The following is a 25,420-nucleotide window of genomic DNA, read 5'->3' as shown; positions in this document are numbered from 1 at the left end:
TGCCAGCATCCCGAATGTGAGCCACGCACGACGTCTCGGAGCCTCCCTTCTGCTGGGCGCCCTCGCGCTCGCGGGCTGCTCCCAGGGAACCACCGGCACCGCCCCCGTGTCATCGGCGCCCGCCACCCAGGCGGCGGCCTCCCCGACCGCCGAGGTCCCGCCCAGGTTCGCCGCCGGGGGCGTACGGATCGCCCTGGTACGGCAGCTCTCCTCCGGTGACTACTTCGAACAGTGGCTGGCCGGAGCCCAGGCCGAGGCCAAGGGGCTCAACGTCACGCTGGAGGTCTCCAGCGGCGACGGCAACAACGACAAGCAGGCGCTCAACCTGGAGCAGGCGGTCCAGCAGAAGGTCGACGCCATCATCGTGGACCACGGCTTCGCCGACACCGTGCAACCCGCCATCAAGAAGGCCGCCGACGCGAACATCCCGCTGGTCGCCTTCGACGTGGACCCGGGCACGCCCAAGGCGGTGGCGATCTCGCAGGACGACCACCAGATCGCCGAGCTGGCGCTGGGCGCGTTGCGGGCCGACACCGGCGGCACCGGCGACGCCATCTACGTGTACGTGGCCGGGTTCGCCCCGCTGGACCGCCGCAACGAGGTGTGGACCCAGTTCAAGAAGGACAACCCGGGCATCAAGGAGGTCGCCCAGATCGGCGTGGTCAACAACTCGACCGCCTCGGCCGTCGCCGACCAGGCCAAGGCCGCGCTCCAGGCCAACCCGGGGGTGAAGGCGATCTTCGCGCCGTACGACGAGTTCGCCAAGGGCGCGGCGATCGCGGTCAAGGAGCTCGGCCTCCAGGACCAGGTCAAGATCTACGGCGCGGACATCTCCACCGCCGACATCGGCGTCATCACCGAGCCGGGCAGCCCCTGGGTGGCCACCGCCACCACCGACCCGTCCAACGTGGGCCGGATCGCGGTGCGGGCCGCCGCGCTGCTGGTCGCCGGTGAGCAGGTCGGCCCCGAGTTGAAGGTGCCGCCCGCCCTGGTGACCCAGAAGCAGTTGCGCGACGGCGGCATCGCCAACATCGAGCAGCTGACCGCCGCCATCCCCGCCCTGACCACGCCGGACGTCGCACGGGTGCCCTGGGCCGCGTCGTGACCGGTGCGGTCTACCGGTACGGCCTGCTGGCCGTGCCGGCCGCCCTTCTGATCGTCTTCGCCGTGCTCCGCCCGGCCTTCGCCACGTACGGCAACGCCCTGATCGTGCTCCAGTCGGTGGCGGTGGTCGGAGTGGTGGCGCTGGGCGTCACCGTGTCCATGACCACCGGCGGGTTCGACCTGTCGGCGGGGGCCTGTGTCGGCGCGGTGGTCATGGTGACCGCGCTGACCATGGTCAGGTTCAACCTCACCGGCGGCACCGCGATCGTGGCCGGGCTGCTCACCGGGCTGCTGGTGGCGGGGGTGAACGCGCTGCTCACCGTGGTGGCCAGGATCCCCGACCTGGTGGCCACGCTGGGCACGATGTTCCTCTTCCAGGGACTGGCCCTGATCATCACCTCCGGCCGCTCGGTGGCCCCCGGCATGACCGTGGACGGCGCGCCCGCCCCCGGCAGGTACACCGAGGGCTTCGCCTGGCTGGGCACCGGCAAGGTCGGCTCGGTGCCGGTTCCGGTGCTGGTGTTCGCACTGGTGGCGGTGGCCGTCTACCTGTTCCTGGAGCGCACCCGCTGGGGCGTGGCCCTGTACGCGATCGGCGGCAACGCCGAGGCGGCCCGGCTGGCCGGGATCCGGGTGGCCCGCTACCGCGCGCTCGCGTACGGGGTGTCGGGGGTGTGCGCGGCGATCGCCGGGATCATGCTGTCCGCCCGGCTCGGCCGGGGTGACGTGGGCGCGGGGGACCCGTACCTGCTCCAGTCGGTGGCGGCGGCGCTGATCGGGCACGCGGTGCTCGGCGCCAACCGCCCCAACACGGTGGGCACCGTGGTGGGCGCGCTCTTCATCGGCGTGGTGATCAACGGGATGACCATGCTGAACGCCCCCTACTACACCCAGACCTTCGTCCAGGGCGCGCTGCTGGCCGGCGCGCTCGTCGTCAGCTACACGCTCAAGCCCGGGTCCAGGAGAGTCCGTTGACCGCCTACGAGCTGCTCACCGTCGAGAACATCCCCGCCTACCTGGCGTCCCGGCCCGCGCTGGCCGCCTTCGCCGATCCGGTCCGGGTGCGGGAGGTCGGCGACGGCAACATGAACATCGTGTTCGCCGTGGAGGTGGACGGCGGGCCTGGCGTGGTGCTCAAGCAGTCCATGCCGTACGTCCGGGTGGACCCCACCTGGCCGATCACCCCCGACCGCAACCGCATCGAGGCCGATGTGCTGGCCGCGCACGGCCGGGTCGCCCCCGGCCTGGTGCCGCGGCTGCTGGACGTGGACGGGGAACGCCACGTGGTGGCCCTGGAGGACCTGTCCGACCACCGGGTCTGGCGCGGCCTGCTCAACGAGGGGTACCGGACCGACGGGGTGGCCGCCGACCTCGGCCGGTACGTGGCCAGGGTCGGCTTCGGCACCTCCCTGTTCGGCCTCGGCGCGGAACGCCACAAGGCCGCGCTGGCCGCCTCGGTCAACCCGGAGCTGTGCGAGATCACCGAGGACCTGGTCTTCACCGAGCCGTACGTCGAGCACGAGCACAACCGCGTCCTGCCAGGCAACAAGGCGGACGTGGCCGCCTACGTCGGCGACCCGGCCGTGCGGACCGCCATCGGCCTGGCCAAACTGGCGTTCATGACGCACGCCGAGGCGCTCATCCACGGCGACCTGCACACCGGTTCGGTGCTGGTCCGGCCGGGCAGCCCGCCCTCGACCCGGGCCTTCGACGTCGAGTTCGCCTTCTACGGACCCGTCGGCTTCGACCTCGGCGCGCTGTGGGGCAACTACGTGCTGGCCGCGGCGCGCGGCTTCGCGCTCGGCGACCCCGCGCACGCCGAATGGGTGCTCGGCCTGGCCGAACAGACCTGGGACGCCTTCCAGGCCGAGTTCACCGGGCTCTGGCCGGACCGCGCCGACCCCCGCGTGTACGGCGAGGGCGTGCTGACCGGCTACCTGGCCAAGGTACGCGCCGACGCGGCGGCCTTCGCGGCGGCCAAGGCGGCCAGGCGGGTGATCGGCTTCTCCCGGGTGACCGACATCGAGACGCTGGCCGAACAGGAGCGGGTGGCGGCCATCCGGGGCGTGCTGCGGGCCTGCCGCCACCTGCTCACCGCCGCCCCGGCCTCGGCCCTGTTCGACCGGGCGGGCGACCTGCTGGTCAGCGGGTAGCGATCCGGTAGGCCAGCAGCCACTCCACGCACTCGGTGACGTGCCGGGCCCGGCGCAGGTCGGACCCCCAGGTGTAGAGGCCGTGATCCGCGACGATCACGGCGGGCGTGGCGGGGTCGTAGGCCGCCTCGAAGCGGTCGCCCAGCTCGGTCATGTCCTGGCTGTTGGCGATCACCGGGATGGTCACCTCGTCGTCGTGGGCCAGGCGGCCGATGCCCTTGAGGGTCTCGATGTCGCGCAGCCGTACGCCCCGCGGCCAGTGGTGGCCCGCCACGACGGCGTTCAGCGCGTGCACGTGCACGACGGCGTCCGCGCCGGTCACGGCGGCGACGCGGGCGTGCAGCCCGGCTTCGGCGGAAGGGACCAGCGGCTCGATCCCGGCCACCGTGAGCGGATCGCCGTGGCCGTCCACCACGGCCACGTCCGCGGGCGTCAGCTCGCCCTTGTCCAGGCCGCTGGCGGTCACCGCGAGCCGGAGCGGGTCGCGGGAGAGCACCTCGGACAGGTTGCCCGAGGTGCCGCGCATCCAGCCGAGCCCGGTGAACCTGGCCGCCTCCACGGCGAGCCGCCCGCCCGCCGCCAGCACCTGCTCCGGCGTCATGCGATCTCCTCGAAGCTCGCCACTACGGCGTGCGCGCCGAAGTCGGCGGCCTCGCTGGGCTCGCCCGGCCGGCGCACCCCGATCGTGCGCCAGCCCGCCGCCGTCGCCGCGTCCAGTTCGGCCGGTACGTCCGACAGGAACAGCACCTCCCCTGGCGGGACCTCCAGCGCCGCCGCGATCCGGTCATAGGACGCGCGTTCCCGCTTGGGGCCCGCGTTGACCGTGTCGAAGTGCCGCTCGACCAGCACCGACAGGTCCCCGTGATCGGTGTGCCGGAACCAGGGCCGCTGGCTGGAGACCGCCCCGGAGGAGAAGACCGCCAGGCGGCGGCCCGTCGCGTGCCACGCGCGCAGGGCGGGCGGCACGTCCGGGAAGAAGTGCGCGGTGAGTTCGCCGTCCGCGAAGCCCGCCGCCCAGATCTGGCCCTGGAGGGTCTTCAGCGGGGTCGCCTTGACGTCGCCGTCCATCCAGGCGTGCAGGATCGCCACGGCCTCCGCCGTGGTGGCGCCGCCCGTCTCCCCTACGGCCAGGGCCACCTCGGGGTCCTCGCGGTGCGCCTCGATCCACGGCCCGAGCCGGGGCCGGGCATAGGAGTACAGGCCCACGTGCACGGATTCGGTCGAACTCGTCGTGCCTTCGATGTCCAGCACGATCCAGCTGGGGCTCATCGGCTCAGTACCTCCACGAAGTCGGCGACGAAACGCGGCGCGTCCACTGCGGTGATCACCCGGGTGGGCGGCGCGGGCTCATGGGGGAAGGATGGCGGCAGGCCGTCGTGGGTGCGCATCAGCCGCGCCCTGGCCAGGAAGCCGTCGGTCCTGACGTTCACCGGGCCGTCCGTCCAGGCGGTCGCGAACGTGGGGTCCAGCAGGATCCCGGCGGCCAGCGGGTCGTGCAGCGGGATGATCCGGCGTCCCCACTCGTTCTGGTAGAAGTCCAGGTAGGCGTCGAGGATCTCGGTCGCGAACCTGGCCCTGGGGCTGGCGGCGGCGCGCAGGGCGTTGATCGCCACCTCGTCCAGGATGGTGGTCGCGGTGACGTTGACGCCCACCATGACCAGCTCCCGGCGAGGGGCCGAGAACACCGCGCGGGCGGCCTCCGGGTCGTTGTTGACGTTCGCGTCGATCATCAGCAGCGTGCCCGGCGGCGCGTACGGGCCTGAACCGCCCATCAGCACCACCGACCGGTAGCGGGTGAACAGGCCGGGGTCCAGGCGGAGGGCCAGCGCCAGGTTGGTGAGCGGCCCCAGGGCCAGCAGGTCGAGCTCACCCGGGTGGTCGCGGGCCAGCCGGACCAGGAGTTCGGCGGCGCTCTCGCCGGTGACGCGCGGCAGCGGACGGTCGTAGCCGACGTCGCCGAGACCGTCCTTGCCGTGTACGTACCCGGCGATGTGGGCGGTTCCGGTGAGCGGTTCGGCGGCGCCGCGGGCGATCGGCACGTCCAGGCCGAGCAGGCGGGTGACGTATCCGATGTTGCGGACCGCGTCCGGTTCGACGCAGTTGCCGAACACGGAGGTGACCGCGACGATCTCGGCGTCCGGGCGGCCGGCCAGGTAGAGCAGGGTGTGGGCGTCGTCGATACCGGTGTCGGTGTCCACGATGATCCGCCGGATTTCGGTCATAGTGCTTCTCTTACGTGTTCTGGGCGGTAGGCGCCCTTTTCTGTGACGATCCGGGTCACCAGGTCGGGCGGGGTGGTGTCGAAGGCCGGGTAGTGGCCGGTGACGCCCTCGGCGGCGGTGCGGTGGCCCTGGGCATGCAGCACCTCCGCGCCGTCGCGGTGCTCGATGACCACGTCGGCGGGGGTGGGCGCGTGCGGGTCGGGGCGCTGGACCAGCGCGTAGAAGGGCGCCCCGAACCGGTGGGCGGCCAGGGCGACGCCCAGCGTGCCGACCTTGTTGATGACGTGCCCGTCCAGGGTCACCCGGTCGGCGGCCACCAGGGCCACGTCGGCCAGGCCGTCGGCCAGCGCCGCGGCCACCATGCCATCGGTGATCAGGGTCGGCCGGTAGCCCATCTCCACCAGTGTGGCGGCGGTGAGCCTGGCCCCTTGCAGGTAGGGGCGGGTCTCGGTGCAGACGAACTCCAGGCGTTTGCCCGCCTGCTCCGCCGCCTGGACGGTCGCGATCAGGTAGTAGTCGGCCCAGCAGTGGGTGAGCACCCGCGCCCCGTCCGGCAGCAGCTCGGCCGCGTGCCCGCCGAGCGCCGCGCTGCGCGCCCGGTAGGCGGCGTCGTGCGCGGCGGCGGCGGCCGTCACCTCGGCGACCAGGTCGCCGTCGCCGATGGCGTCAAGGATCGCCCGTACGGCGTCGCGGATGTGGTTGTTGGTCGGGCGGGTGGCGATGAACCGGCCGCCGCGTGCGCGGAGCCGTTCCCTGGCCACGGCGGGCGGCTCGTGCCGTACCTCGCGGGCGGCCAGTACCATCCCGGCCGTGGTCGCGAAGAGCGGGCCGGAGCTCTGGGTGATCATCTCCTCGATGGCCACCGCGACCTGCTCGCTGGTGGCGCAGTGCACCCAGGCGCGCACGAACGGGTAGGCGCGGCGGTCCAGGATGTCCACGCCGTCTTCGGTGAGGCGGACCGAGTCGGCGAGTTCCGGTGTGCTCATGCGTTCTCCCTCCGCCGCCGTCCGGCCACGGCGGCCAGGACCAGCGCGACCAGCGTGATCACGTACGGCGCGGCGTCGGCCGCCTGCTGCGGCAGCCCGGCCCCTTGGAGCCGGAACCCCACCGCCTCGGCGATCCCGAACAGCAGGCAGGCCAGCAGCAGCCGGTACGGGCGAACGCCACTCAACATCACGGCCACCACCGCGATCCAGCCCCGGCCCGCGCTCATGCCCTCACTGAACAACGTCACGTTGCCCAGCGCGAGCTGCGCCCCGGCCAGACCGCAGAGCACGCCCGCCGCCAGCGTCACCCCGTGCCGGTAGCCGCCGACCCGCAGCCCGACCGCCGCCGCGGCCTCCGCGTGCTGGCCCACGCCACGCGCCCGCAGGCCGGAGCGGGTACGGCCCAGCCACCAGGCCGCCGCCACGACCAGCAGCAGCGCCACCGGCACCAGCGGCGACTGCGGTCCCAGCACGGGCACGTCGAGCCCGAGCTCGGCCAGGGTGGGCAGGCCCGCCAGGTCGGGCGAGGTGTAGGTGCCGCCGCTGCCGAAGATCTGCCGCATCAGGAAGGCGGTCAGGCCCAGCGCCAGCAGGTTGAGCCCCACCGCGACCACGATCGGGTCGGCGCGCAGGCTCACCGCGGCGGCCGACAGCAGCCCGGCGAACAGCAAAGTGGCCACGGCCGCGCCCGCGACCCCGGCCCAGGCGCTGCCGGTCAGGTCGCTGACCACCACGGCGGTGAACGCGCCCCAGAGCAACTGGCCCTCCAGGGCGATGTTGAACACGCCCGCGACCTGGCAGATCAGCCCGCCGAGTGCGGCCAGCAGCACCGGCGCCGTGGCGGTGAGCACGCCGGACAGGAACGACCATTCCAGGATGTTCACGCCCGCCTCCGCCGCGCCCGTACGGTGGCGAACACGGCCACGATCACGATGATCAGCCCCTGCACGATCTGGGTGAGCTGGCTGGGCACCCCCGCCTCCCGTTCCATGCCCTGGCCGCCCACCTGGAGCAGGGTCAGCAGGGCGACCGCGACCGGCACCGCGAACGGCCGCGCCGCCGCCAGCAGCACCGCCGCCACCGCCGTGAACGTGTATCCGGGCGCGGTGAGCGCGCCGTCCACGAACCGGTACGGCGGGCCCAGCACGATCAGCCCGCCGACCAGCCCGGCGAACCCGCCCCCACCCGCCAGGGCGAACGCCGCCAGCCGGTTCACCCGCACGCCGCCGTACCGGGCGAACTCGCGGTTCCGGCCGGTGGCCCGGAGCTCGTAGCCGAGCACGGTACGGCCGTCCGCGTACAGCCAGAGGCCGGTCAGCGCCACGATCAGCGGCAGGCCGAGCGTCACGTAGCCGCCCTCGGTCAGCGCGGGCAGGTGGGCGGCCGCCGGGAGCGGCGGCGTCTGGGCGAGGCCGGTGCCCTGCTCGCCCAGCGGGAAGCGGACCAGGTAGGAGGCCAGCGAGACGGCCGGGGCGCTGATCAGCAGGGTGCTCACGATGGCCGGGATGCCCAGCCGGGTGCTCAGCGGCGCCGCAAGCGCGGCCACCAGGCCGCCGGCCAGGGTGGCGGCGGCCAGCGGCAGCAGCACCGCCAGCACCGGTGGCAGCGGGGCCGACAGGGCGAGCGCCGCCGCCGCGACGCCCCCGGCCGCCAGCTGGCCGTCGCCGCCCAGGTTGAACTCGCCCGCCCGGAGCGGGAGGGCGAAGGCCAGCGCCATGCCGAGGGTCGGCACGAACGCGGCGATCGTGTACTCCAGGTTGCCGTCGGCGATCGCGCCGCGCACCAAGGCCGGGTAGGCCAGCGACGGGTCCACGCCGACCACGAGCATCACCAGCGTGGTCAGCGCGAGCGCGCCGCCCACCGCCACGACGGGCGCCGACAGCACCACCCGGCGAACCGTCCGGGTCGCCACGGCGGTCATCCGCGCACCCCGGTCATGGCCTGGCCCAGCTCGGCCTCAGCGGCATCGGGGCCGAACTCGGCGACCGTCCGGCCTTCGAACAGGACCAGGATCCGGTCGGCCAGTTCGCGCAGCTCGGCCAGCTCGCTGGACTGGAGCAGCACGGCGGCGCCCTGGTCGCGGGCGGCGATGAGCAGGGCGTGGACGCGTTCCCGCACCCCTACGTCCACGCCCTGGGTCGGTTCCTCCGCCACGATCACCCGGGACGGGCGGGTCAGCTCGCGGGCCAGCACCGCCTTCTGGGCGTTGCCGCCGGAGAGGGCGGCGATCGGGAGATCCACGGAGGCCGTGTTGATGGCGAAGCGCTCGACCAGCTCGCGGCCCCGGCTCCGGACCGCCGCCCGCGGCAGGCCGAACCGGGTGGCCAGGGTGCGCTGCCCGCCCATCAGGAGGTTCTCCGCCAGGGACATGTCCGGCGCGGTGGCCCGGCCGTGGCGGTCCTCGGGAATGTAGGCGACGCGGGGGTCCCGGCCCGGCCGGACGGGGGTGCCGTCCAGGAGCACGCCGTCGGTGCCCCCGCGCAGGCCGGTGACCGAGTCGATGAGTTCGCGCTGGCCGCTGCCCGCCACGCCGGCGATGCCGACGATCTCGCCCGGGCGGACCGTGAACGACACGCCGGACAGCCGGGCCACGCCGTCGGCGTCCCGGACGGTGAGATCGCGTACGTCCAGTGCGGGGTCGCCCTCTGGGGGACGCGCACGGCGGGGCGCGGGCGGGGTGAGGGAGCGGCCGATCATGGCGTGGACGAGTTCGCCGGCGTCGGTGCCGGCCGTGGTGAACCGGCCGGTGACCCTGCCCTGGCGAAGCACGGTGACCTGGTCGCTCGCGGCCAGCACCTCGGTCAGCTTGTGGGTGACCAGGAGGATGGCGACCCCGGTGGCGGCCACCGTGCGGAGCACCTCGAACAGGCGGTCGGCCTCGCCGGGGGTGAGCACGGCCGTCGGCTCGTCCAGGATCAGCACCTCGGCCTGGCGGTAGAGGGCGCGGAGGATCTCCACGCGCTGGCGCACCCCGACCGGGAGGTCGCCGACCAGGGCCGACGGGTCGGCGCGCAGGCCGTACCGGTCGGCGAGGGCGGTGACGGCGCGGTGGGCGGCGGTGTGGTCGAGGCGGCCGCCGCGTACCGGTTCGGCGCCGATCACGATGTTCTCGGCCACCGTCAGTCCGGGGAACAGGCGGAAACGCTGGTGGACCATGCCGAGGCCGTGCCGGATGGCGTCGGCGGGGGAGCGGAGGCGGACGCGCCGGCCCGCGCGCAGCACGTGCCCGGCGTCGGGGCGGTGCAGGCCGTACAGGATGGACATGAGGGTGGACTTGCCGGCCCCGTTCTCGCCGACGACGGCGTGCACCTCGCCCCTGGCGACCGCCAGGTCGATGCCGTCGTTGGCGAGCACGGGGCCGAACCGTTTGCTCACGCCGACCAGTTCGGCGGCGAACGCGGCCGGTGGCTCGGTCACCGTCAGCCCTGGAGCGGGTCCGCGACGGTGGTCTTCCCGGCCACGATGTCGTCGCGGACCTGCCTGACCTTGGCCAGCACCTCGGGGTTGTCGCCCACCGTGCAGCCGGAGGCGGTCGCGTCTTCGGCCAGGGCGGTCACGCCGACGCCGCCCTCGGCCAGGCCGTACACCTTCACGCCGCCGGTCCGCCCGGCCACGATCTCCTTGATGGCGGCGGCCTCGGCCACGTCCACGTGCTTGAGGATGTTGTCGATGACGTTGCCCGGGCTCTGCGCGCACTGGTTGACGTCCACCCCGAACGCCTTGCCGCCGGAGGCGGCGACCGCCTCGAAGACGCCCTGGTTCCCGCCGGAGGCCGCCGCCGCGATGACGTCCACACCGCGGCCCGTGAGCGTCTGCGCCTGGGACTTGGCCCTGGCGGGGTCGCTGAACGGGTTGTTGCCGCCGACGTAGAGGGGGGTGCCGGTGACTTCCGGCTTGACCGACCTGGCCCCGGCGAAGAAGGGGTCGATCCAGCGGTGGATGAACGGGGTGTCCAGCGCCGCCACCACGCCGATCTGGCCGCTCGCGGTGAGCAGGCCCGCCTCGACCCCGGCCAGGTAGGCCGCCTCGTGCTCCTTGAACGACACGCAGGCCAGGTTGGGGGCCTGGTCCTTGGCGCACGAGTCGACCTGGAGGAACTGCTGGCCGGGGTGCTGCTTGGGGACCGTGCTGAACACGTCGTCGAAGGAGAAGCTGATGCCCACGATGACCGTCGGCTTGGCCCGGACCGCCGCGTCCACGTTCTGGGCGATGGAGGTGGGGTCCTTGCTCTCGTACAGCTTGAAGGAGGCGCCGAGGTCCTTGGCGGCGGCCTCGGCGCCCTTGACACCGAGCTGGAGGAAGCTGTTGGTGCCGACGGGGTTCGGGGTGATGAGGATGATCGACTTCGCCGGGGGGTTCTCCGACGCCGGGGTGGTGCCGGCCTCGCCGCCTCCGCCGCAGGCGGCGAGGGCGAAGAGCGCGGCGGTCCCCGCGAGAGCTGGGGTGATTCTCATGGGTCCTGGTTCTGTGGCGCTCGATGGTGCATCGCGAGCATATCCACACTTTTCCTACCAGTACAACAGGTAATCTGCTATGGTTCCTGAGTAGGAAATATGCGTAACAGACCCTGGCGCCACTGGTCTACGGACGCCTCGGCGTCGCCGTGCTGGGCCGGGCCTGGTTCGACGTCGGCTGAGCCTGGCCGGTCGCCCTCGTCGGCGCCGGAGCCTTCGCCGCTTTCACCTGACCCGGCCGCACCGCTCGGCTAGGGGAGCAGGTCGTCGAACTGGCCGGACTTGACGCCGCGCAGGAAGGCCGCCATGTCCGCGCGGGCGAAGACCAGGGCGGGGCCTGAGGTGAAGCGGGAGTTGCGGAGGGCGATGGCGTCCTCGGCGAGGGAGGCCACTTCGACGCAACTGCCGCTGGGATTGCTGTGGGTGCTCTTCTTCCAGGTGGTGCAACGCAGGTCGTTCGCGTTGGGGACATGGGTGGAGACGTGGTTCATCTGCCCTCCAGAGTTCTCGTGCTGAGGGCAAGATTACGCCTGCACGTGCATCTGTGTTTGCACGCGCTAGAGAGTTCTCAGTACCTCCTCAAGGAAGGCAGGGGTCTGAGAGACGGGCATGGCCACCACGGAGAGGGTGTTCATGACCTGCATGTAGCGGTCGACCTCTTCGGGTTTCTCCAGGTAGAGGGCGCTCATGAGCTGCTCCAGGTAGACCACGTCGGGCAGTTCGCGCTCGTTGAAGCGGAGGATGGTGAACGGTCCTCCGGCGGCGGCGTGCCCGCCCCGGTCGAAGGGGACAATCTGTAAGGTCACATTTGGATTACGGACGGCTTGGAGCAAATGCTCCACCTGCCCGCGCATGACCTCCTTGCCGCCGAGCGGGCGCCGCAGCGCCGCCTCGTCGACCACCGCCCAGAGTTTGACCGCCTCCGGGCCCTCCAGCCGCTTCTGCCGGGCCATCCGCAGCGCCACCCGGCGCTCGATCTCCTCCTTCGGAGAGTCCTCGTGGCCGAGCAGGATGACCGCGCGGGCGTAGTCCGGGGTCTGCAGCAGGCCGTGCACGAACTGGACCTCGTAGGAGCGGATGACGGCCGCGGCCTCCTCCAGTCCGACGTAGACCTCGAACCAGTTCGGCAGCAGATCGCTGTACTTGTGCCACCAGCCAGGCGTGTTGGCCTCCCGGGCCAGGGTGAGCAGGACGGACCGCTCGTCGGGGTCGGTCAGGCCGTACATGGTCAGCAGGTCCGCGACGTCGCGCTCCTTGAAGCTGACCCGGCCGAGTTCCAGGCGGCTGATCTTCGCGTGCGAGGCCCGGATGATGTGTCCCGCGTCTTCTGGCGAGATGCCTCGGGCCCGCCGGAGCCGCCGCAGCTGCGCACCGAGCAGGATGCGCAGCACGGTGGGGCCGCCCCGTGAGTACGGGAGCACCCGGGGCTCGTCGTTCGCATGCGGTACCGAGTTCACTTCGACTCCAGGGGGCAGGCAATTCCCGGAACAGTGAACCATTGTCGCATTGCGGCCACATTGCCGACAGACGATCTCCGCCGTCGTCTCAGAACTAGGGGTTTACGACCTGTTAACGGCGAGTCTCATGATGTACGTACGGATGCACGTGCATCCGTGATTGCATATGATGTTAATGGGAAGGCAGATAGTTCACCTTCAGGGACGGCGATGACCGCACATCTGGCAGGCCGGGCAGCCGGAATGGCGCCTTCGGGGCTCTTTCCGGAGTTCGAGCCGGTTGTGGGGCCTGACTTGACCTGGCCTGCACCTGCCAGCTGCGCTCTGCGAGCAGGTGCGGGTTCAGCTTCGGCTGCCAGGCGGTTCACCGTGCAGACCCTGAACAAGTGGGGCCTGCCGCAGGTCGCCGACGATGTCCAGCTGGTCGTCTCCGAGCTGGTCACCAACGCCCTGCGGCACGCCCTGCCAGACAAACGCCTCTGCTGGCCGCGGTCGCTGGCGCCGGACGAACCCGTCCAGCTCCGGCTGTCGAACCAGAGCGTGCACGTGGCCTGTGCCGTGCGCGACCCCAGCGACCGGGTGCCGATCATGTGCCCCGAGGACGACTTCGCCGAATCCGGGCGGGGGCTGTTCCTGGTCCAGGAACTCAGCCTCACCTGGGGCTACACCAGACTCGCCGAGGGCGGCAAGATCGTCTGGGCTGTCTTCTCGGTGCCCGGGGGCTAGACCCGTACGGGCTCGCGGAGTTCCGGAGCCGCGCTGTGCGCGGTGCGCGGCAGCAGGCGATCCAGCCAGTCAGGGAGCCACCAGTTGGCCCGCCCCAGCAGGGCCATCGTGGCGGGGACCAGCACCATGCGGACGATGGTCGCGTCGATCAGCACGGCGACGGCCATGCCCACCCCGGTGGTCTTGACGGTGACATCCGGGTCCAGCGCGAAGCCGACGAAGACCGCGATCATGATGGCGGCCGCGCTGGTGATCACCTTTCCGGTGGCGGACAGGCCCCGCACCACGCTTTCTTTGGCGTCGCCGGTGGCCAGATAGTCCTCCCGGACCCGGGAGAGCAGGAAGACCTCGTAGTCCATGGAGAGCCCGAACAGCACGGTGAACATCAGGATGGGCACCCAGCTGGAGATCGGGCCCCCGTGCGGCAGCCCGACCAGGCGCGCCCCCGCGTCGGTCTGGAAGACCACGGTGATCACCCCGTACGCGGCGCCCACCGAGAGCAGGTTCATCACCGCCGCCTTGAGCGCCACCACCGGAGCCCGGAACAGCACGGTGAGCAGGAGCAGCGAGAGGGCGACCACGAACGCCACCACGATCCAGAGCCGCTCGGCCAGCCGGTCGGAGATGTCGCCGAACCCGGCCACGAGGCCGGTCACCATCACGCCCTCGGGCAGTGTGGCGCGGAGCCGGCGCACCAGTTCGGTGGTGGCCTCGTCCTGCGGGCCGGTGGCGGGCTCGACGCTGATCATCGCCGCTTCGCCGCGGACCAGCGGCGGGGTGGCCGCCGTCACCCCCGGCTGCCCGGGGAGCGCGGCGGCGACCTGGGCGGCCAGCGTGGCGGGCATCGCGATCACGATGGGGCCGTTGGCGCCGGGGCCGTACTCGGCGGCCACCAGGTCGTAGGCGCGCCTGGTCGTGCTGGATTCGGGCTGGGTGCCCGCGTCCTGCGGCCAGGTGCGCATGCCGAGCAGCGGCGCGGCCAGCGCCAGCAGCACCACCAGGGCGGCCAGCGCGGACCGCAGCGGCCGGGCCCCCACCCAGGACGCCCACCGCTCGGTCCGGGTCGGACCGGCCCGCCGCACCGTGCGGGCCGGGCCGCCGGAGCGCTCGCGGCGGGGGAGCACCCGGTGGCCGGCCAGCCCCAGCATGGCCGGGACCAGGGTGATCGAGGCGACCATGACCGCGCCCACCGTGGCGAAGGTGGCGTAGGCGAAGGAGGCGTAGACCGGCAGCGTGGAGAGGTTGAGCCCGAGCAGCGACACCAGCACGGTCAGCCCGGCGACCAGCACCGAGGACCCGGCGGTGGCGGTGGCCTCGGCCGCCGCCTCGCGCGGCGACAGGCCCCGGCGCAGCCCTTCCACGTGCCTGCTGACCAGGAAGAGCGCGTAGTCGATGCCGACGCCGAGCCCGACCATGGAGGCGACGGTGGGCGCGGTCGAGGAGATGTCGGTGACGGCGGCCAGCAGCGTGATCACCGAGGTGCCCACGCCCAGGCCCATCAGCGCCACCAGGATGGGCAGCCCGGCCGCGACCAGCGAGCCGAGCGCCAGCACCAGGATGACCAGCGCGGCGACCACGCCCACCACCTCGGCGGTGCCGCTGGGCGCGGAGAAGTTCTCCGGCACCTCGCCGCCGAACTCCACCTGGAACCCGGCCCGCTCGGTGGGCTCGGCGGCGGCGCGCAGCGCGTCCACGCCTTCAGAACCGGCGAAGTCGGTGACCGGGACGCGGTAGTTCACCGCGATGAGCGCGGTGTCGCCGTCCGCCGACAGGCGCGGCGGGGAGACCAGCGAGACGCCGCGCATGCTCGCCAGCCGGTCGCTCAGCTCGGTGAGCACGGCCGGGGGCGGGGCGGCGTCGCCGTGCACCACCACCCGGGCGCCCGCGCCCGACATTTCAGGAAAGTGGTCGGCCAGGTAGGCGGTGCCCACCTGGAAGGGGATGCCGGGAATGTTGTAGTCGTCGTGGGTGGTGCCACCGGCCACGCCCGCGATGCCGACAGCGGCGGTCACGGCGAGCAGCCAGATGATCAGGGTGCGCCACGGATGGGCAGCGGTCGCGCCACCCAGGCGGCTGAGCAGACGAGCCATTGAGGTGTCCTTCTGGAGCATTCTGGAATAGGTGTCACCTCAAACGGTGGCTCAGACCTCTTGCCGGCCTCTTGGCATGCTCTTGGAAACGACGTCACGTGCCGCCGCCTCGGCGTCCGCCTCCCAGAGCGGCGCGTCGTACCGCCGGGCGACCGTCACCGCGTGCCGGTACTCCCGTTCCGCCTCGGCCGGCCGACCCTGCGACCGGTAGAGGTCGCCCAGCACGTGCGCGACCGGCCGGGCCGCCACCGACATCGGGACCGACCCGGGCAGCTCGTCCCGCATGGGGGTGAGCAGGGCGATCATCTCCGCCGCCTCGCCGGGCTCGCCGATGCGGGCCACGGCCATGCCGCGGAGCGTCGCGTACACCACGTGGTAGAAGTCGCGGCGGAGCGGCACCCGGCGGCGCCGCATCTCACGGGCCCGGTCCTCCAGCCCGGCGTCGAGCATGCAGAGCGCGGCGAAGTCGGCCACCAGCGGGCCGTGCTCCTCGAACATCCGCTCGACGATGGGCAGGTACTCGGCCTCCCGGTGCTGGCTGAGCCGGATGGCGAAGATGGAGAACGTCTGCGCCCCGAGCGCCGTGATCGACCCGGCTCGCCGGAGCACCCCGTACGCCTCGTTGTAGAGGCGCTCGGACTCCGCCAGCCGCCCGTGCACGTGGGCCAGCATGGCCTCGGCGACCAGGCCCACCTGCCGGGCCTCCACCATCTGGTACGCCTTCGCGAGGTCCAGGGCGCGGTCCAGCCGGGTCCGCATGCCCGGGATGTCGCCCTTGGTGTAGCAGGCCCGGGCGCCGACGAACTGGCCGTACCACCGGTAGGCCACCATGTCGTGCTCGGCTCCCAGCCGGGCCAGCTCGTCGGCCAGCTCCACCAGCAGCCGCGGGTCCTCATGGGCGTGGTACTGCCGGATGCGCACCGTCAGGTTGAGCGCGTGGATCGCGGGGTCGTCGGCGGTCGCGGCGATGGCCGCCAGCTCGGCCACGATCGCCTCGGCTCGGGGGTCGTCCTCGCCGTCCAGCTCCGAGGCGGTCATCTCCAGCAGGCGGCACCGGGTCAGCGGGTCCAGGTCGGTCCGGCGGAGCAAGCGGGCGAGTAGGCCGAGAGCGCGCTCATCGACCACCGCGTACGGCTTGATCTGCCACGGGGTGGCCTCGGTCCAGCAGGTGAACGCCTTGAGCAGCAGATCGTCGCGGCCGGTCTCCTCGGCCACGTCGATGGCCCGCTGCCGGGTGTCCCTGGCGGCGGTCACGGCGGCCGCGAGCACCTGCGCGCCGACCAGCCGGGCCAGCAGGTCCACCCGCCGGGCCGCTCGGTCGCCGATGTCGCCCGGTACCCGGTCGAAACACTCCAGCGCCTGGGTGAGCAGCCCGGCCGCGGTGTCGTGGGCGTACCGGCGGGTGGCCAGCTCGGCGGCCCGGATCGAGTACTCCATCGCCCGTTCGGCGGTGCCGGAGGTGGCGGCGCGGGCGTAGTGGTGGGCCAGCGCGGGCAGGTCGGTGGGGCGTAGCCGCTCGACGATGTCAGCCACCCGGGCGTGGGTGCGGGAGCGGCGCAGCCCGGACAGGTCCTGGTACAGGGTGTCCCGGACCAGCGCGTGGGTGAACCGGACCCGGCCCGGTGAGGGCTCGGTGAGCAGTCCGGTGAGCACCCCCGCCTCCAGCGCGTCCAGCACCCCGTCCTCGTCGGTGTCGGCCGCTCCGATCAGCACCTCCACCTCGGCCTCCCGGCCCACCACGGCCGCCAGCCGGAGCACGCTGACGGCCGGGGCGGGCAGCCGGGCGAGCCGTCGGCGCAGCACGTCCCGCACGCCGTCGGGGACCGCGCCGATCTGGCCTTCCGACGCCAGCAGCCGGGCGCTCTCCCGCACGTAGAAGGGGTTGCCGCCGGTGCGCTCGGCCAGTGAGTCCAGCATGTCGGGATCCACCGGGCGGTCGCAGACCGCGGTGACCAGCAGCTTCACATCGGCTGCCGAGAGCCCGGCGAGTGGCAGCCGGACGGGGGATCGGGTGGCCAGCTGGGCCAGCGAGTCGGACTGCGCCTGCGACACCTCGGACGGGCGGTAGGCGGCCACCAGCAGGATGCGCGAGGTGGCCAGTTCCTCGGCGACCGTGGTGAGCAGGCCGAGCGTCTCGGCGTCGCCCCGGTGCAGGTCGTCCAGGACGACGGCCAGCGCCCGGCCGTCGGCGGGACCGTCCCCGGTCATCTCACGCAGCCAGGAGCAGACCGCGCGGTGCAGCCGGAACCGGCCGGTGGCCGCGTCGTCCTGGTGCGGGATCTGGCCCTCGCTGAGCAGCGGCGCCAGCGCCTGTTCGTACTGGCCGAGCGGGACCTGGGCGGCCAGCCGCCGGAGCGTCTCCACCCAGGCCCAGGCGGGGGGCGCGCCGTCCTCCTCCGGGCAACGGCCGCAGGCGACCCGCCAGACGGCCGGGTCCAGATCGGCCATCAGGTGGCCGAGCAGGGTGGACTTGCCGGCGCCCGGCTCGCCGCTGATCAGCACGATCCGCGACTCCCCGGCGGCCACCTCGACCGCCGTCCGGCGGAGCGCGGCCAGCTCGGCGTCCCGGCCGAAGAAAAGCTGCTCCGCCGCGCGTACGGGAGCCGGGCGCGGGGTGCCCGGATCGGCCGGCACGATCGGACCCGGCGGCGGCACCGGCTGCCGTTCTGCCGGTTGCCGGGTGGCGGCCCGCAGCGGGGTGAGGTCCTGGTTCAGGATGGCGCGCTCCAAAGCGACCAGCTCGGGCCCCGGGTCCAGGCCCAGCTCGTCGGAGAGCATGGTCCGCGCCCGGCGCAGTGCGGTCAGCGCGTCGGCCTGCCGTCCGCTGCCCCACAACGCGAGCGCCAGCAACCGCCAGCTCTCCTCGCGCAGGGGATGCCGCCGGGTGAGCAGCTCGGCGCCCGGCACCGCCTCGGTGGCGGGCGCGGAGCGCAGCGTCACCGCCACCAGCAGCTCCTGCGCGCCCAGCCGGATCTCGGCCAGCCGTGCCGATTCCGCGACCGCCCACTCCTCGTCGGCGACCTCGGCGAACGCCGTGCCGCGCCACAGGCCGAGCGCCTCGCCGAGCTCCTGCCGGGCCCTGGCCGGGTCGGTCTCGGCGAGCGCGCGGGCGGCGTCGGCCAGCCGCTCGAACCGCCAGGCGTCCACCGCGTCGGCGTCCATCCGGATGGCGTAACCGGGCGCGGCGCTGACGATCACCCGCGCGGGCGCGCGCAGCGCCCGGCCGGGTTCCAGCACGCGGCGCAGGTTCGCCACGTACGACTGGAGTGACGCGGTGGCCTTGGCGGGGGGTTCGCCGCGCCACAGGTCCTCGATCATGCGGTCGACCGAGACGACGTCGCCTCGCGAGGCCACCAGCAGCGCGAGCACGGCGCGCTGGCGTGGCCCGCCCAGCGGCACGGACTGCCCGCCGACCCGTGCGTCCAACGGGCCGAGCACCCGGAGGCGGATCGGCGAATGCGACGTCATACGGGTCAGCGTAGTTCTCAAGAGGCTCCCAAGAGAATTTCAAGAACGGCACCGGAGAGTGAAGGCGCACGAAACCAGTGAGGAGCCTTCCATGACAGTCGCGACAGACGAACGTCCGTACGTACAGGAGATGGTGATAATCCACCGGATGTTCCGGCGAGAGTCCCGGGTGCTGCCGGACGCGGTGCGGCGGGTCGCCGCCGGAGACGCCGCCCGGGCCGGGATCGTCGCCGCGCACTACCGCCAGTACGCCCACAGCCTGCACCACCACCACACCAACGAGGACGAGTTGCTCTGGCCCAAGCTGCTGGCTCGGGTCGACCTGGAGGCCGAGCTGGTGCTCCGGATGGAGGCGCAGCACGAGGTGGTGGCCGGCACCCTGAATCGGGTCTCCGAGCTGCTCCCCGAGTGGGAGCGCACCGCCGACCCGGTGGTCCGGGACGAGATCGTCGCTGAACTCGGCCGGCACAGGGACGCCCTGATCGAGCACCTGGACGAGGAGGAGCAGCACATCCTGCCGCTGGTGTCGGAGCATCTCACCGTGCCCGAGTGGCAGGCGTTGGGGGAACGGGCTCAGGCCGAGCTGGCCAAGGAGTCGCCCGAGCGGCAGTTGCTCACCCTGGGCGCGATCCTGGAGGAGATCACGCCGGAGGAGCGGGAGCGCTTTCTGGCGGACCTGCCGCTGCCGGCCAAGGTGATGTGGCGGCTGATCGGGCGACGCCGCTACGCCAGGCGGATGAGCCTCATCCGGGGTAACTGAAGGCTCCCGCCGGGCATCGGCGGGAGCCGTCAGCAAGGGAACGCGGGGGTTACGCCTGTTCCGCGTCGCCGGTGGCCGCCTCCATGGCGTCCTCCGGGCTGGCCTCCAGGTCCTGGTCCGCCGACGCCTGGGCCAGCGCGGTGGCCTGGTCCAGCCGCACCCAGCTGAGCACGCTCTCCACCGAGAAGAGCACCAGCAGGTACCCGGTGAGCACGGCCGCCACCCAGGTCAGCTGCCCGAAGGCCGCCGCGGCGCCGATGATCAGCAGCCGGACCTCCCAGCCGAGCCCGGCCCGGAAGACCCACGCCGGGGGCCAGATGCTCTGCCGGGTCCGGTACACGGTGTCGTAGGTGTGGTAGCCGACGATGTAGATCAGCAGGAACAGCAGCCACTTGGGCGTGCCCTCGGCCAGGCCGAGCAGGATCACGGTGAGGAACTCGGCGCCGCGCAGCAGCGGCGGGGTCAGCCAGTCGAACCGGCCCAGGTGGTCGCGGGCGGCGGTCGGCACCACCAGGGCGACCAGCACCAGCGACGGTACGGCCAGCACCGGGCCGGAGGTGAGCGTCCCGGTGACCGCCAGCGCGACGACGGCCAGCAGCGCGGCCAGTGTGGCGGGCACCGGCGGCAGGCCGCGCCCGAGCCGCCCCCTCAGCAGCGCGACCAGCGGCCCGTCGTCGCGGTAGGCGAGCAGCCGCTCGGTCTGGACGCGGCGGCGCTCCTCGTCCGGGTCGGGGAGGGGGGTGACCTGCTGGGGCTGGGTGATCATGCGAGTGACCTCAGGAGACGTCCGGTCAGGGTGTAGGTGGCCGCGACGCCGCCCCAGACGATCAGGGTGAGAAAGGTGACGCGGGGGTCGAAGAACGCGGTCACGAGGGCGATCGCGGCGAACCGCTCGCCGATCGGGAACACGATCATCTTGCGGGCCCAGTGCACGAGACGGAACCGCCCGGCCCTGGTCCACAGCCGGAGCAGCCCCTGCACGCCGGTGCTCCGGCTCTCCCGCCGCTGCTCCAGGGCGTCCCGGAGCGGGCGGTCGTCGGGTACCCGCAGGTCCAGGGTGGGCAGCGGGACCGGGGGCTTGCGCCGGTTGGCGGCGCCGAAGGAGAAGTCCAGCAGGTGCTTGACCGACTGGAGGGCCAGCGCCACCAGGGCCAGCGTCCAGACGCCCTCGCCGTCGCCGAACTGGCCGGAGACCGTGGCGCCGACGGCCAGGCCGACGAAGACCGCGTACTCCTTGAACCGGTCGAAGGTGGCGTCCAGCCAGGCGCCCAGCACGCCGAACTTCCGCGCGTACCTGGCCACCTGGCCGTCCACGCAGTCGAAGACGAAGGCGAAGTAGATGAGCACGCCGCCGGCCACGTACCCGGGCCGGGTGCCGGTGGCGAAGGCGCCGGCGGCCAGCAGGCCCAGCGCGATCGAGATCAGCGTGACCTGGTTGGGGGTCAGGCCGCGGCGGGCCGCCCAGCGGGCGATGAACCGGGAGTAGGTGCTGACGAAGAACGTGGTGAAGAAGCCGTCGGCGCCCTTGACCGCGTTGTCCAGCCGGGCCCGGTCCTCGTTGAAGGTGGCCATGTCGGCGAGGGCGGCCTGGGTCTGGTCGGCCTGGCCGTACATTCGGCGGTAGAACAGGTCGCGGCGGCCGCGCACGCCGACCGAGACGCCGCGCCGGACCAGGCCGAGCACCAGCAGTTCGGTGACGTCGTCCTCGGGGCCCACCAGGTGGGCCAGGTCGGCGAGCTCGCGGGCCACCTCGGCCAGCGTGGCCACGTGCCGCTCCTGCAGGTGGATGGGGCCGAGCAGGGCGGCGTTGGGGCGGGTCACCGCGTGGTAGGCGGTGCCGACCGAGGTCACCCGGCCGCGCCCGGCCCGGGTGCGCTGCGGCAGGCCCTCCAGCACGCCCTGGCCGATCTCCGGCACGGCCTCCTCGATGGGCGGCGGCTCCGGCGCGTTCTCGTCGCGCTCCTCGCGCAGGATCAGCGTGATGGCGGCGCGCTTGGCCTTGGTGAGCTGGTAGATCAGCTCGTCGTGGAGGAGCGCGTCGGCCGGCATGATCAGCACGTTGCCGGGGGTGTCCTGCACCGCGTCGGCCAGGGCGCGCAGGTCGCCGGCCAGATCCCGGCTCTCCACCACGCGGGTGGCGTGCCGCCGGTAGGCGTCCGCGTCGGCCGGGCGGGCGATCGTGACGGGCTCGGAGTCCAGCGTGGCCAGCTGGCCGAGCAGCCGGCCGAACACCGTGGGGGCGCCGGGGAGGGACGCCAGGGGGATGTCCGTGGGGAGCACGGGCGGCGCGCCGGACGCGGAACCGATCGGGCCGGGCGAGGAGCCCAGCAGGACCACACGGGTCATGGCACCCTTTCGAACGGGGGGTCGGGCGGTGTGGATGCCTCGTTGGGGGGTCAACCACCTGGCAAGTGCGACCCTGCCAGGGGGCAAAGCTTAGTGACCTTTGGGTAAAGCCGTACCATCCCCGGTTCACCCGCCGTCAACCCGCTGTCCAGGTCGGATGCCAAAAAACGCCCACAAACCTGCCCCAATACTTACCGAAATTTCACCATTTGGGGCTCGGAGTAGCATGAGCGGGTGAGTCTTTACCGGGATGAGGGCGTCGTGCTGCGCACCCACAAGCTGGGGGAAGCCGACCGGATCATCACGATTCTCACCAAACGCACCGGCAAGGTGCGGGCCGTGGCCAAGGGTGTGCGGAAGACCAAATCCCGGTTCGGGGCCCGCCTGGAGCCGTTCACCCACGTGGACGTGCAGTTCCACACCGGGCGCTCACTCGACCTGGTCACCCAGGTCGAGACCCTCCGCCCGTACGGCGAGGCGCTGGTCGCCGACTACCCCCGCTACACGGCCGGGATCGCCATGCTGGAGACCGCCGACCGGCTCACCCCCACCGAGAAGGAGCCCGCGCTCCGCCAGTTCCTGCTCCTGGTCGGCGGGCTGCGCACGCTGGTGGACGGCTCCCACGAAGCCCGCCTGGTGCTGGACGCGTTCTTCCTCCGCTCGCTGGCCGTGGCCGGATACGCCCCCGCCCTGGCCGAGTGCGCCCGGTGCGGCGCGGACGCGGCCAGGGCCTTCGCCATCACCGCGGGCGGGGTGGTCTGCGGCGCCTGCCGACCGGCGGGGGCCGCGGTCCCGGCGGCGGAGACCATCGCGCTGATGATCGCGCTGCTCCGCGGCGACTGGGCGGCGGCCGACGCCGCCGAGCAGCGCAACCGGGTGGAGTGCAGCGGGCTGGTGGCCGCCTACCTCCAGTGGCACCTGGAGCACGGCATCCGCTCGCTGCGGCACGTGGAGCGGCACACGGAACGGCACGGGGAACAACCCGGGGAACGCGAGGTTCCCGCACCGGCTCCGCACGTTTCCTCCACAGGGAGCTAATACCCTCATCCCATGGTTCGTCCGCCCACTCCACATCCGTCCGGGGCCACGCCGCCCGCCATCCCGCGCGACCTGGTGCCCCGGCACGTCGCCATCATCATGGACGGCAACGGCCGCTGGGCCAAGGCCCGCGGCCTGCCCCGGACCAAGGGACACGAGGCGGGCGAGTCCTCGCTGTTCGACGTGATCGAGGGGGCCATCGAGCTCGGCGTGCCGTACCTGTCGGCGTACGCGTTCTCCACCGAGAACTGGCGGCGCTCGCCGGAGGAGGTGCGCTTCCTGATGGGCTTCAACCGGGACGTGATCCGGCGGCGGCGGGACGAGCTGAACGCGATGGGGGTCCGGGTGCTCTGGTCCGGGCGTCCCGGGCGGCTCTGGAAGAGTGTGATCTCCGAGTTGGAGACCGCCGAGGAGATGACCCGCGGCAACTCCACCCTCACCCTGCAGTTCTGCGTGAACTACGGCGGCCAGGCCGAGATCGTCGACGCCGCGGTGAAGCTGGCCCAGGAGATCGCCGCCGGCCGGATCAAGCCGGGCAAGGTCTCCGAGCGGGTCTTCGCCCGCTACCTGTACGCGCCCGAGGTGCCCGAGGTCGACCTGTTCATCCGCTCCTCGGGCGAGCAGCGCACCTCCAACTTCCTGCTATGGCAGTGCGCGTACGCCGAGATGGTCTTCCTCAACCGGCTCTGGCCCGACTTCGACCGGCGCGACCTCTGGCAGGCGTGCGAGGTCTTCGCCTCCCGCGACCGCCGGTACGGCGGGGCGATCCCCAACCCGGTCTAGAGGCCCGCTCTAAGCTCTGCGGCGGGCCCGGTAGGCCGCCACGTGCATGCGGTTCCCGCAGGTACGGCTGTCGCAGTAGACCCGGGACCGGTTCCGCGACTCGTCCACGAACACGTGCGCGCAGTCCGGCGCCGAACAGGTGCGCAACCGGTCCCGCTCGCCCTCCACCAGCACGTGCGACAGCGCGACCCCGCAGTCGGCGGCCAGGTGCTCGGCCAGCGAGGCCCCCGGCGCGAAGTAGTGCACGTGCAGCGGGAACCCGTCGTGCCTGGTCAGCCGGGGGGTGATTTTGGTCCGGCCGAGCAGGCCGTTCAGCCGGTCGATGGCCGCGTCGTCGTCCGTCGCCGTGAACACCTCGTGGAAGGCCGTGGCCAGGGCCCGCACCTCGGCCAGGTCGGCGGGGTTGAGGTACTCGACCCCGCTCACCTGCCGCCGCTGCACGAAGTCGGCCAGCTCGTCCATGTCGCCGGGTGTCGTGTTGATGAGATCGACGGCGGTGGCGAGCGAGTACACCATGTCATGACTGAATGGCATGTTGACCCCTGTCGATCCTCTCTTCGCCTTGTCCCGGAAGCGTATCCCGGATACGGGTCCGGTGAGCGCGGATGGACGGATCGTGATCGCGGGTCAGCGCGCGCAGTCGGCGCAGGTGCCGAAGACCTCGACGGTGTGGGTGATGTCGGTGAAGCCGTGCTGGGCCGCGACGCTCTCGGCCCAGCGCTCCACGTCGGGCCCGGCGACCTCCTCGGTCCGGCCGCAGCGGCGGCAGACCAGATGGTGGTGGTGGACCGCGCTGGCGCAGACGCGGTAGACCGCCTCACCCTCGTCGGTGCGGAGCACGTCCACCCGGCCGTCGTCGTTGAGCGCCTGCAACGCCCGGTAGACCGTGGTGAGCCCGATTTTTGCACCGTCCGCCCGCATCTCGGTGAAGATGTCCTGCGCGCTGCGGAAACTCTCGCTCCGGCGGAGGATCTCGTGAACCGCGTCGCGGCTTCTGCTCATGGTGTGGACTCCCGAGTACGGCTTCGCCGTACGAATCTACCCACCCCCAAGGCTACGCCGAACCCGGCGAGGGCGAGCAGCACGATCGTGGCGCCGGACGGCACGTCCACGTAGAAGGAAGACGTCAGTCCGCCCACCGTGGCCATGGTGCCGAACAGCATGGACAGGCCCAGGGTGGCCCGGAAACTGCGGGTGAGCTGCTGGCTGGTCGCCACCGGCACCACCATCAGGGCGCTGACCAGCAGCAGGCCGACCGCCCGCATGGCCACCACCACGGTGACCGCCGCCACCACCGCGATCAGCAGGCCGAGGAACCGGGTGGGCAGGCCGCTGGCCCTGGCCATCTCCTCGTCCTGGCAGAGCACGAACAGCTCGCGGCCGAAGACCGCGAGCACCCCGAGCACCAGCACCGCCAGCGCCCCGATCACCCAGACGTCCTGCTGCGTGACGCTGGTGATCGCGCCGAACAGGTAGGAGTTGAGCGAGGCCGTGCTGCCCCCCGGGGTCAGGTAGATGAGCATCACCCCGCCCGCCAGGCCGCCGTAGAACAGCAGCGCCAGGGCCACGTCGCCGCTGGTCCGCCCGCGGGCCCTGACCAGCTCGATGGCGACCGCGCCGAGCGCGGCCACCACCACGGCGGTGAGCACCGGGGCCGATCCGGTCAGGAAGCCGAGCGCGACCCCGGTCAGCGCCACGTGGCCGATGCCGTCGCCGAGCAGGGCCAGCCGCCGCTGCACGATGAAGGTGCCCACCGCGGGGGCGGTCAGCCCGACCAGTACGGCGGCGATCAGCGCGTACCGCATGAAGTCGCGGGAGAGCAGATCGATCATG

24 protein-coding genes are annotated in these 25,420 nt (G+C 72.6%); 7 read left to right on the top strand and 17 right to left on the bottom strand.

Annotated elements, in window-relative coordinates:
* Positions 1-16: 16 nt before the first annotated feature.
* Genes KIP79_RS14465 through mtnK form a run of 3 tightly spaced genes read left to right on the top strand, consistent with a single transcriptional unit; the run spans position 17 to position 3,257 of the window.
* A complete protein-coding gene (locus KIP79_RS14465) occupies positions 17-1,105 on the top strand; it encodes a substrate-binding domain-containing protein (RefSeq protein ID WP_214105291.1) in 1,089 nt (362 codons plus the stop codon).
* Entirely contained in the window at positions 1,102-2,079 is a 978-nt protein-coding gene (locus KIP79_RS14460; RefSeq protein ID WP_214105290.1) for an ABC transporter permease, read from the top strand. Before KIP79_RS14465 ends, KIP79_RS14460 begins: the two co-directional genes overlap by 4 nt.
* Complete coding sequence (mtnK, locus tag KIP79_RS14455) at positions 2,076-3,257, top strand: S-methyl-5-thioribose kinase (RefSeq protein WP_214105289.1); 1,182 nt, start codon at positions 2,076-2,078, stop codon at positions 3,255-3,257. The genes KIP79_RS14460 and mtnK overlap by 4 nt, the downstream gene beginning before the upstream one ends.
* Here the strand turns inward: mtnK and mtnB are convergent.
* From mtnB to KIP79_RS14405, 10 genes are all read right to left on the bottom strand, one after another.
* Positions 3,247-3,858 (bottom strand): methylthioribulose 1-phosphate dehydratase, encoded by a 612-nt coding sequence (gene mtnB / locus KIP79_RS14450; protein WP_214105288.1) that lies wholly within the window; start codon positions 3,856-3,858, stop codon positions 3,247-3,249. The two genes, mtnK and mtnB, sit on opposite strands and share 11 nt — an antisense overlap.
* A complete protein-coding gene (gene mtnC, locus KIP79_RS14445; protein ID WP_214105287.1) occupies positions 3,855-4,526 on the bottom strand; it encodes an acireductone synthase in 672 nt (223 codons plus the stop codon). Before mtnC ends, mtnB begins: the two co-directional genes overlap by 4 nt.
* A complete protein-coding gene (locus KIP79_RS14440) occupies positions 4,523-5,479 on the bottom strand; it encodes a nucleoside hydrolase (protein ID WP_214105286.1) in 957 nt (318 codons plus the stop codon). The genes mtnC and KIP79_RS14440 overlap by 4 nt, the downstream gene beginning before the upstream one ends.
* On the bottom strand, positions 5,476-6,465 hold the full coding sequence (locus KIP79_RS14435; RefSeq protein WP_214105285.1) for a translation initiation factor eIF-2B alpha/beta/delta subunit family protein: 990 nt from the start codon (positions 6,463-6,465) through the stop codon (positions 5,476-5,478). Before KIP79_RS14435 ends, KIP79_RS14440 begins: the two co-directional genes overlap by 4 nt.
* A complete protein-coding gene (locus KIP79_RS14430; protein ID WP_214105284.1) occupies positions 6,462-7,349 on the bottom strand; it encodes an ABC transporter permease in 888 nt (295 codons plus the stop codon). The genes KIP79_RS14435 and KIP79_RS14430 overlap by 4 nt, the downstream gene beginning before the upstream one ends.
* The gene (locus KIP79_RS14425; RefSeq protein WP_214105283.1) at positions 7,346-8,386 is read right to left on the bottom strand and encodes an ABC transporter permease subunit; all 1,041 of its coding nucleotides are present in this window, start codon (positions 8,384-8,386) and stop codon (positions 7,346-7,348) included. Before KIP79_RS14425 ends, KIP79_RS14430 begins: the two co-directional genes overlap by 4 nt.
* Positions 8,383-9,882 carry an ABC transporter ATP-binding protein gene (locus KIP79_RS14420; RefSeq protein ID WP_214105282.1) on the bottom strand — a complete coding sequence of 500 codons (1,500 nt, stop codon included), beginning with the start codon at positions 9,880-9,882 and terminating at the stop codon, positions 8,383-8,385. Before KIP79_RS14420 ends, KIP79_RS14425 begins: the two co-directional genes overlap by 4 nt.
* 2 nt (positions 9,883-9,884) lie before the next feature.
* Complete coding sequence (locus KIP79_RS14415; protein ID WP_214105281.1) at positions 9,885-10,919, bottom strand: BMP family ABC transporter substrate-binding protein; 1,035 nt, start codon at positions 10,917-10,919, stop codon at positions 9,885-9,887.
* Positions 10,920-11,170: 251 nt separating this feature from the next.
* Entirely contained in the window at positions 11,171-11,410 is a 240-nt protein-coding gene (locus KIP79_RS14410) for a DUF397 domain-containing protein (protein ID WP_214105280.1), read from the bottom strand.
* A gap of 66 nt (positions 11,411-11,476) precedes the next feature.
* Positions 11,477-12,376 carry a Sco1979 family transcriptional regulator gene (locus KIP79_RS14405; protein ID WP_308169724.1) on the bottom strand — a complete coding sequence of 300 codons (900 nt, stop codon included), beginning with the start codon at positions 12,374-12,376 and terminating at the stop codon, positions 11,477-11,479.
* On the opposite strand from KIP79_RS14405, the gene KIP79_RS49430 reads away from it, so the two are divergent.
* Positions 12,359-13,102 carry an ATP-binding protein gene (locus tag KIP79_RS49430; RefSeq protein WP_308169723.1) on the top strand — a complete coding sequence of 248 codons (744 nt, stop codon included), beginning with the start codon at positions 12,359-12,361 and terminating at the stop codon, positions 13,100-13,102. The two genes, KIP79_RS14405 and KIP79_RS49430, sit on opposite strands and share 18 nt — an antisense overlap.
* Here the strand turns inward: KIP79_RS49430 and KIP79_RS14395 are convergent.
* Together KIP79_RS14395 and KIP79_RS14390 are read right to left on the bottom strand one after the other, a co-directional pair.
* Positions 13,099-15,192, bottom strand: a complete 2,094-nt coding sequence (locus KIP79_RS14395) for an MMPL family transporter (protein WP_214105277.1) — start codon at positions 15,190-15,192, stop codon at positions 13,099-13,101. The genes KIP79_RS49430 and KIP79_RS14395 overlap by 4 nt on opposite strands.
* 51 nt (positions 15,193-15,243) lie before the next feature.
* A complete protein-coding gene (locus KIP79_RS14390) occupies positions 15,244-18,660 on the bottom strand; it encodes an ATP-binding protein (protein ID WP_214105276.1) in 3,417 nt (1,138 codons plus the stop codon).
* 91 nt (positions 18,661-18,751) lie between these two features.
* On the opposite strand from KIP79_RS14390, the gene KIP79_RS14385 reads away from it, so the two are divergent.
* Positions 18,752-19,420 carry a hemerythrin domain-containing protein gene (locus tag KIP79_RS14385; RefSeq protein ID WP_214105275.1) on the top strand — a complete coding sequence of 223 codons (669 nt, stop codon included), beginning with the start codon at positions 18,752-18,754 and terminating at the stop codon, positions 19,418-19,420.
* 49 nt (positions 19,421-19,469) lie between these two features.
* Here the strand turns inward: KIP79_RS14385 and KIP79_RS48325 are convergent, their stop codons facing one another.
* Together KIP79_RS48325 and KIP79_RS48320 are read right to left on the bottom strand one after the other, a co-directional pair.
* Complete coding sequence (locus tag KIP79_RS48325) at positions 19,470-20,186, bottom strand: DUF5941 domain-containing protein (protein WP_214105274.1); 717 nt, start codon at positions 20,184-20,186, stop codon at positions 19,470-19,472.
* A complete protein-coding gene (locus KIP79_RS48320) occupies positions 20,183-21,766 on the bottom strand; it encodes a CDP-alcohol phosphatidyltransferase family protein (RefSeq protein WP_214105273.1) in 1,584 nt (527 codons plus the stop codon). The genes KIP79_RS48325 and KIP79_RS48320 overlap by 4 nt, the downstream gene beginning before the upstream one ends.
* 234 nt (positions 21,767-22,000) lie before the next feature.
* On the opposite strand from KIP79_RS48320, the gene recO reads away from it, so the two are divergent.
* Both recO and KIP79_RS14365 read left to right on the top strand, forming a co-directional pair.
* Positions 22,001-22,804, top strand: a complete 804-nt coding sequence (gene recO, locus KIP79_RS14370; RefSeq protein ID WP_214105272.1) for a DNA repair protein RecO — start codon at positions 22,001-22,003, stop codon at positions 22,802-22,804.
* Positions 22,805-22,816: 12 nt separating this feature from the next.
* A complete protein-coding gene (locus tag KIP79_RS14365) occupies positions 22,817-23,587 on the top strand; it encodes an isoprenyl transferase (protein ID WP_214105271.1) in 771 nt (256 codons plus the stop codon).
* Positions 23,588-23,596: 9 nt separating this feature from the next.
* Here KIP79_RS14365 and KIP79_RS14360 read toward each other — a convergent pair whose 3' ends face one another.
* The 3 genes from KIP79_RS14360 to KIP79_RS14350 form a co-directional block, all read right to left on the bottom strand.
* A complete protein-coding gene (locus KIP79_RS14360) occupies positions 23,597-24,121 on the bottom strand; it encodes a CGNR zinc finger domain-containing protein (RefSeq protein WP_214105270.1) in 525 nt (174 codons plus the stop codon).
* Positions 24,122-24,214: 93 nt separating this feature from the next.
* The gene (locus tag KIP79_RS14355) at positions 24,215-24,589 is read right to left on the bottom strand and encodes a Fur family transcriptional regulator (RefSeq protein WP_214105269.1); all 375 of its coding nucleotides are present in this window, start codon (positions 24,587-24,589) and stop codon (positions 24,215-24,217) included.
* Positions 24,586-25,419: a metal ABC transporter permease gene (locus KIP79_RS14350; RefSeq protein WP_214105268.1), complete on the bottom strand. Its 834-nt coding sequence runs from the start codon at positions 25,417-25,419 to the stop codon at positions 24,586-24,588. The genes KIP79_RS14355 and KIP79_RS14350 overlap by 4 nt, the downstream gene beginning before the upstream one ends.
* Between the last annotated feature and the right edge of the window lies 1 nt (position 25,420).

The organism is Acrocarpospora catenulata, from assembly GCF_018476525.1.
GTDB classification, from domain to species: domain Bacteria; phylum Actinomycetota; class Actinomycetes; order Streptosporangiales; family Streptosporangiaceae; genus Acrocarpospora; species Acrocarpospora catenulata.
This window is presented reverse-complemented; position numbering and strand designations above follow the sequence as displayed.

Bases quoted from the DNA above. Each gene is read 5' to 3' on its own strand.
- mtnB (WP_214105288.1), bottom strand. From the start codon at position 3,858: ATGACGCCGGAGCAGGTGCTGGCGGCGGGCGGGCGGCTCGCCGTGGAG.
- KIP79_RS14360 (WP_214105270.1), bottom strand. From the start codon at position 24,121: ATGCCATTCAGTCATGACATGGTGTACTCGCTCGCCACCGCCGTCGAT.
- mtnC (WP_214105287.1), bottom strand. From the start codon at position 4,526: ATGAGCCCCAGCTGGATCGTGCTGGACATCGAAGGCACGACGAGTTCG.
- KIP79_RS14415 (WP_214105281.1), bottom strand. From the start codon at position 10,919: ATGAGAATCACCCCAGCTCTCGCGGGGACCGCCGCGCTCTTCGCCCTC.
- KIP79_RS48320 (WP_214105273.1), bottom strand. From the start codon at position 21,766: ATGACCCGTGTGGTCCTGCTGGGCTCCTCGCCCGGCCCGATCGGTTCC.
- KIP79_RS14435 (WP_214105285.1), bottom strand. From the start codon at position 6,465: ATGAGCACACCGGAACTCGCCGACTCGGTCCGCCTCACCGAAGACGGC.
- KIP79_RS14395 (WP_214105277.1), bottom strand. From the start codon at position 15,192: ATGGCTCGTCTGCTCAGCCGCCTGGGTGGCGCGACCGCTGCCCATCCG.
- KIP79_RS14410 (WP_214105280.1), bottom strand. From the start codon at position 11,410: ATGAACCACGTCTCCACCCATGTCCCCAACGCGAACGACCTGCGTTGC.
- KIP79_RS14385 (WP_214105275.1), top strand. From the start codon at position 18,752: ATGACAGTCGCGACAGACGAACGTCCGTACGTACAGGAGATGGTGATA.
- KIP79_RS14390 (WP_214105276.1), bottom strand. From the start codon at position 18,660: ATGACGTCGCATTCGCCGATCCGCCTCCGGGTGCTCGGCCCGTTGGAC.
- KIP79_RS14350 (WP_214105268.1), bottom strand. From the start codon at position 25,419: ATGATCGATCTGCTCTCCCGCGACTTCATGCGGTACGCGCTGATCGCC.
- KIP79_RS14440 (WP_214105286.1), bottom strand. From the start codon at position 5,479: ATGACCGAAATCCGGCGGATCATCGTGGACACCGACACCGGTATCGAC.
- KIP79_RS48325 (WP_214105274.1), bottom strand. From the start codon at position 20,186: ATGATCACCCAGCCCCAGCAGGTCACCCCCCTCCCCGACCCGGACGAG.
- KIP79_RS14365 (WP_214105271.1), top strand. From the start codon at position 22,817: ATGGTTCGTCCGCCCACTCCACATCCGTCCGGGGCCACGCCGCCCGCC.
- KIP79_RS49430 (WP_308169723.1), top strand. From the start codon at position 12,359: ATGCGGTACCGAGTTCACTTCGACTCCAGGGGGCAGGCAATTCCCGGA.
- KIP79_RS14355 (WP_214105269.1), bottom strand. From the start codon at position 24,589: ATGAGCAGAAGCCGCGACGCGGTTCACGAGATCCTCCGCCGGAGCGAG.
- KIP79_RS14425 (WP_214105283.1), bottom strand. From the start codon at position 8,386: ATGACCGCCGTGGCGACCCGGACGGTTCGCCGGGTGGTGCTGTCGGCG.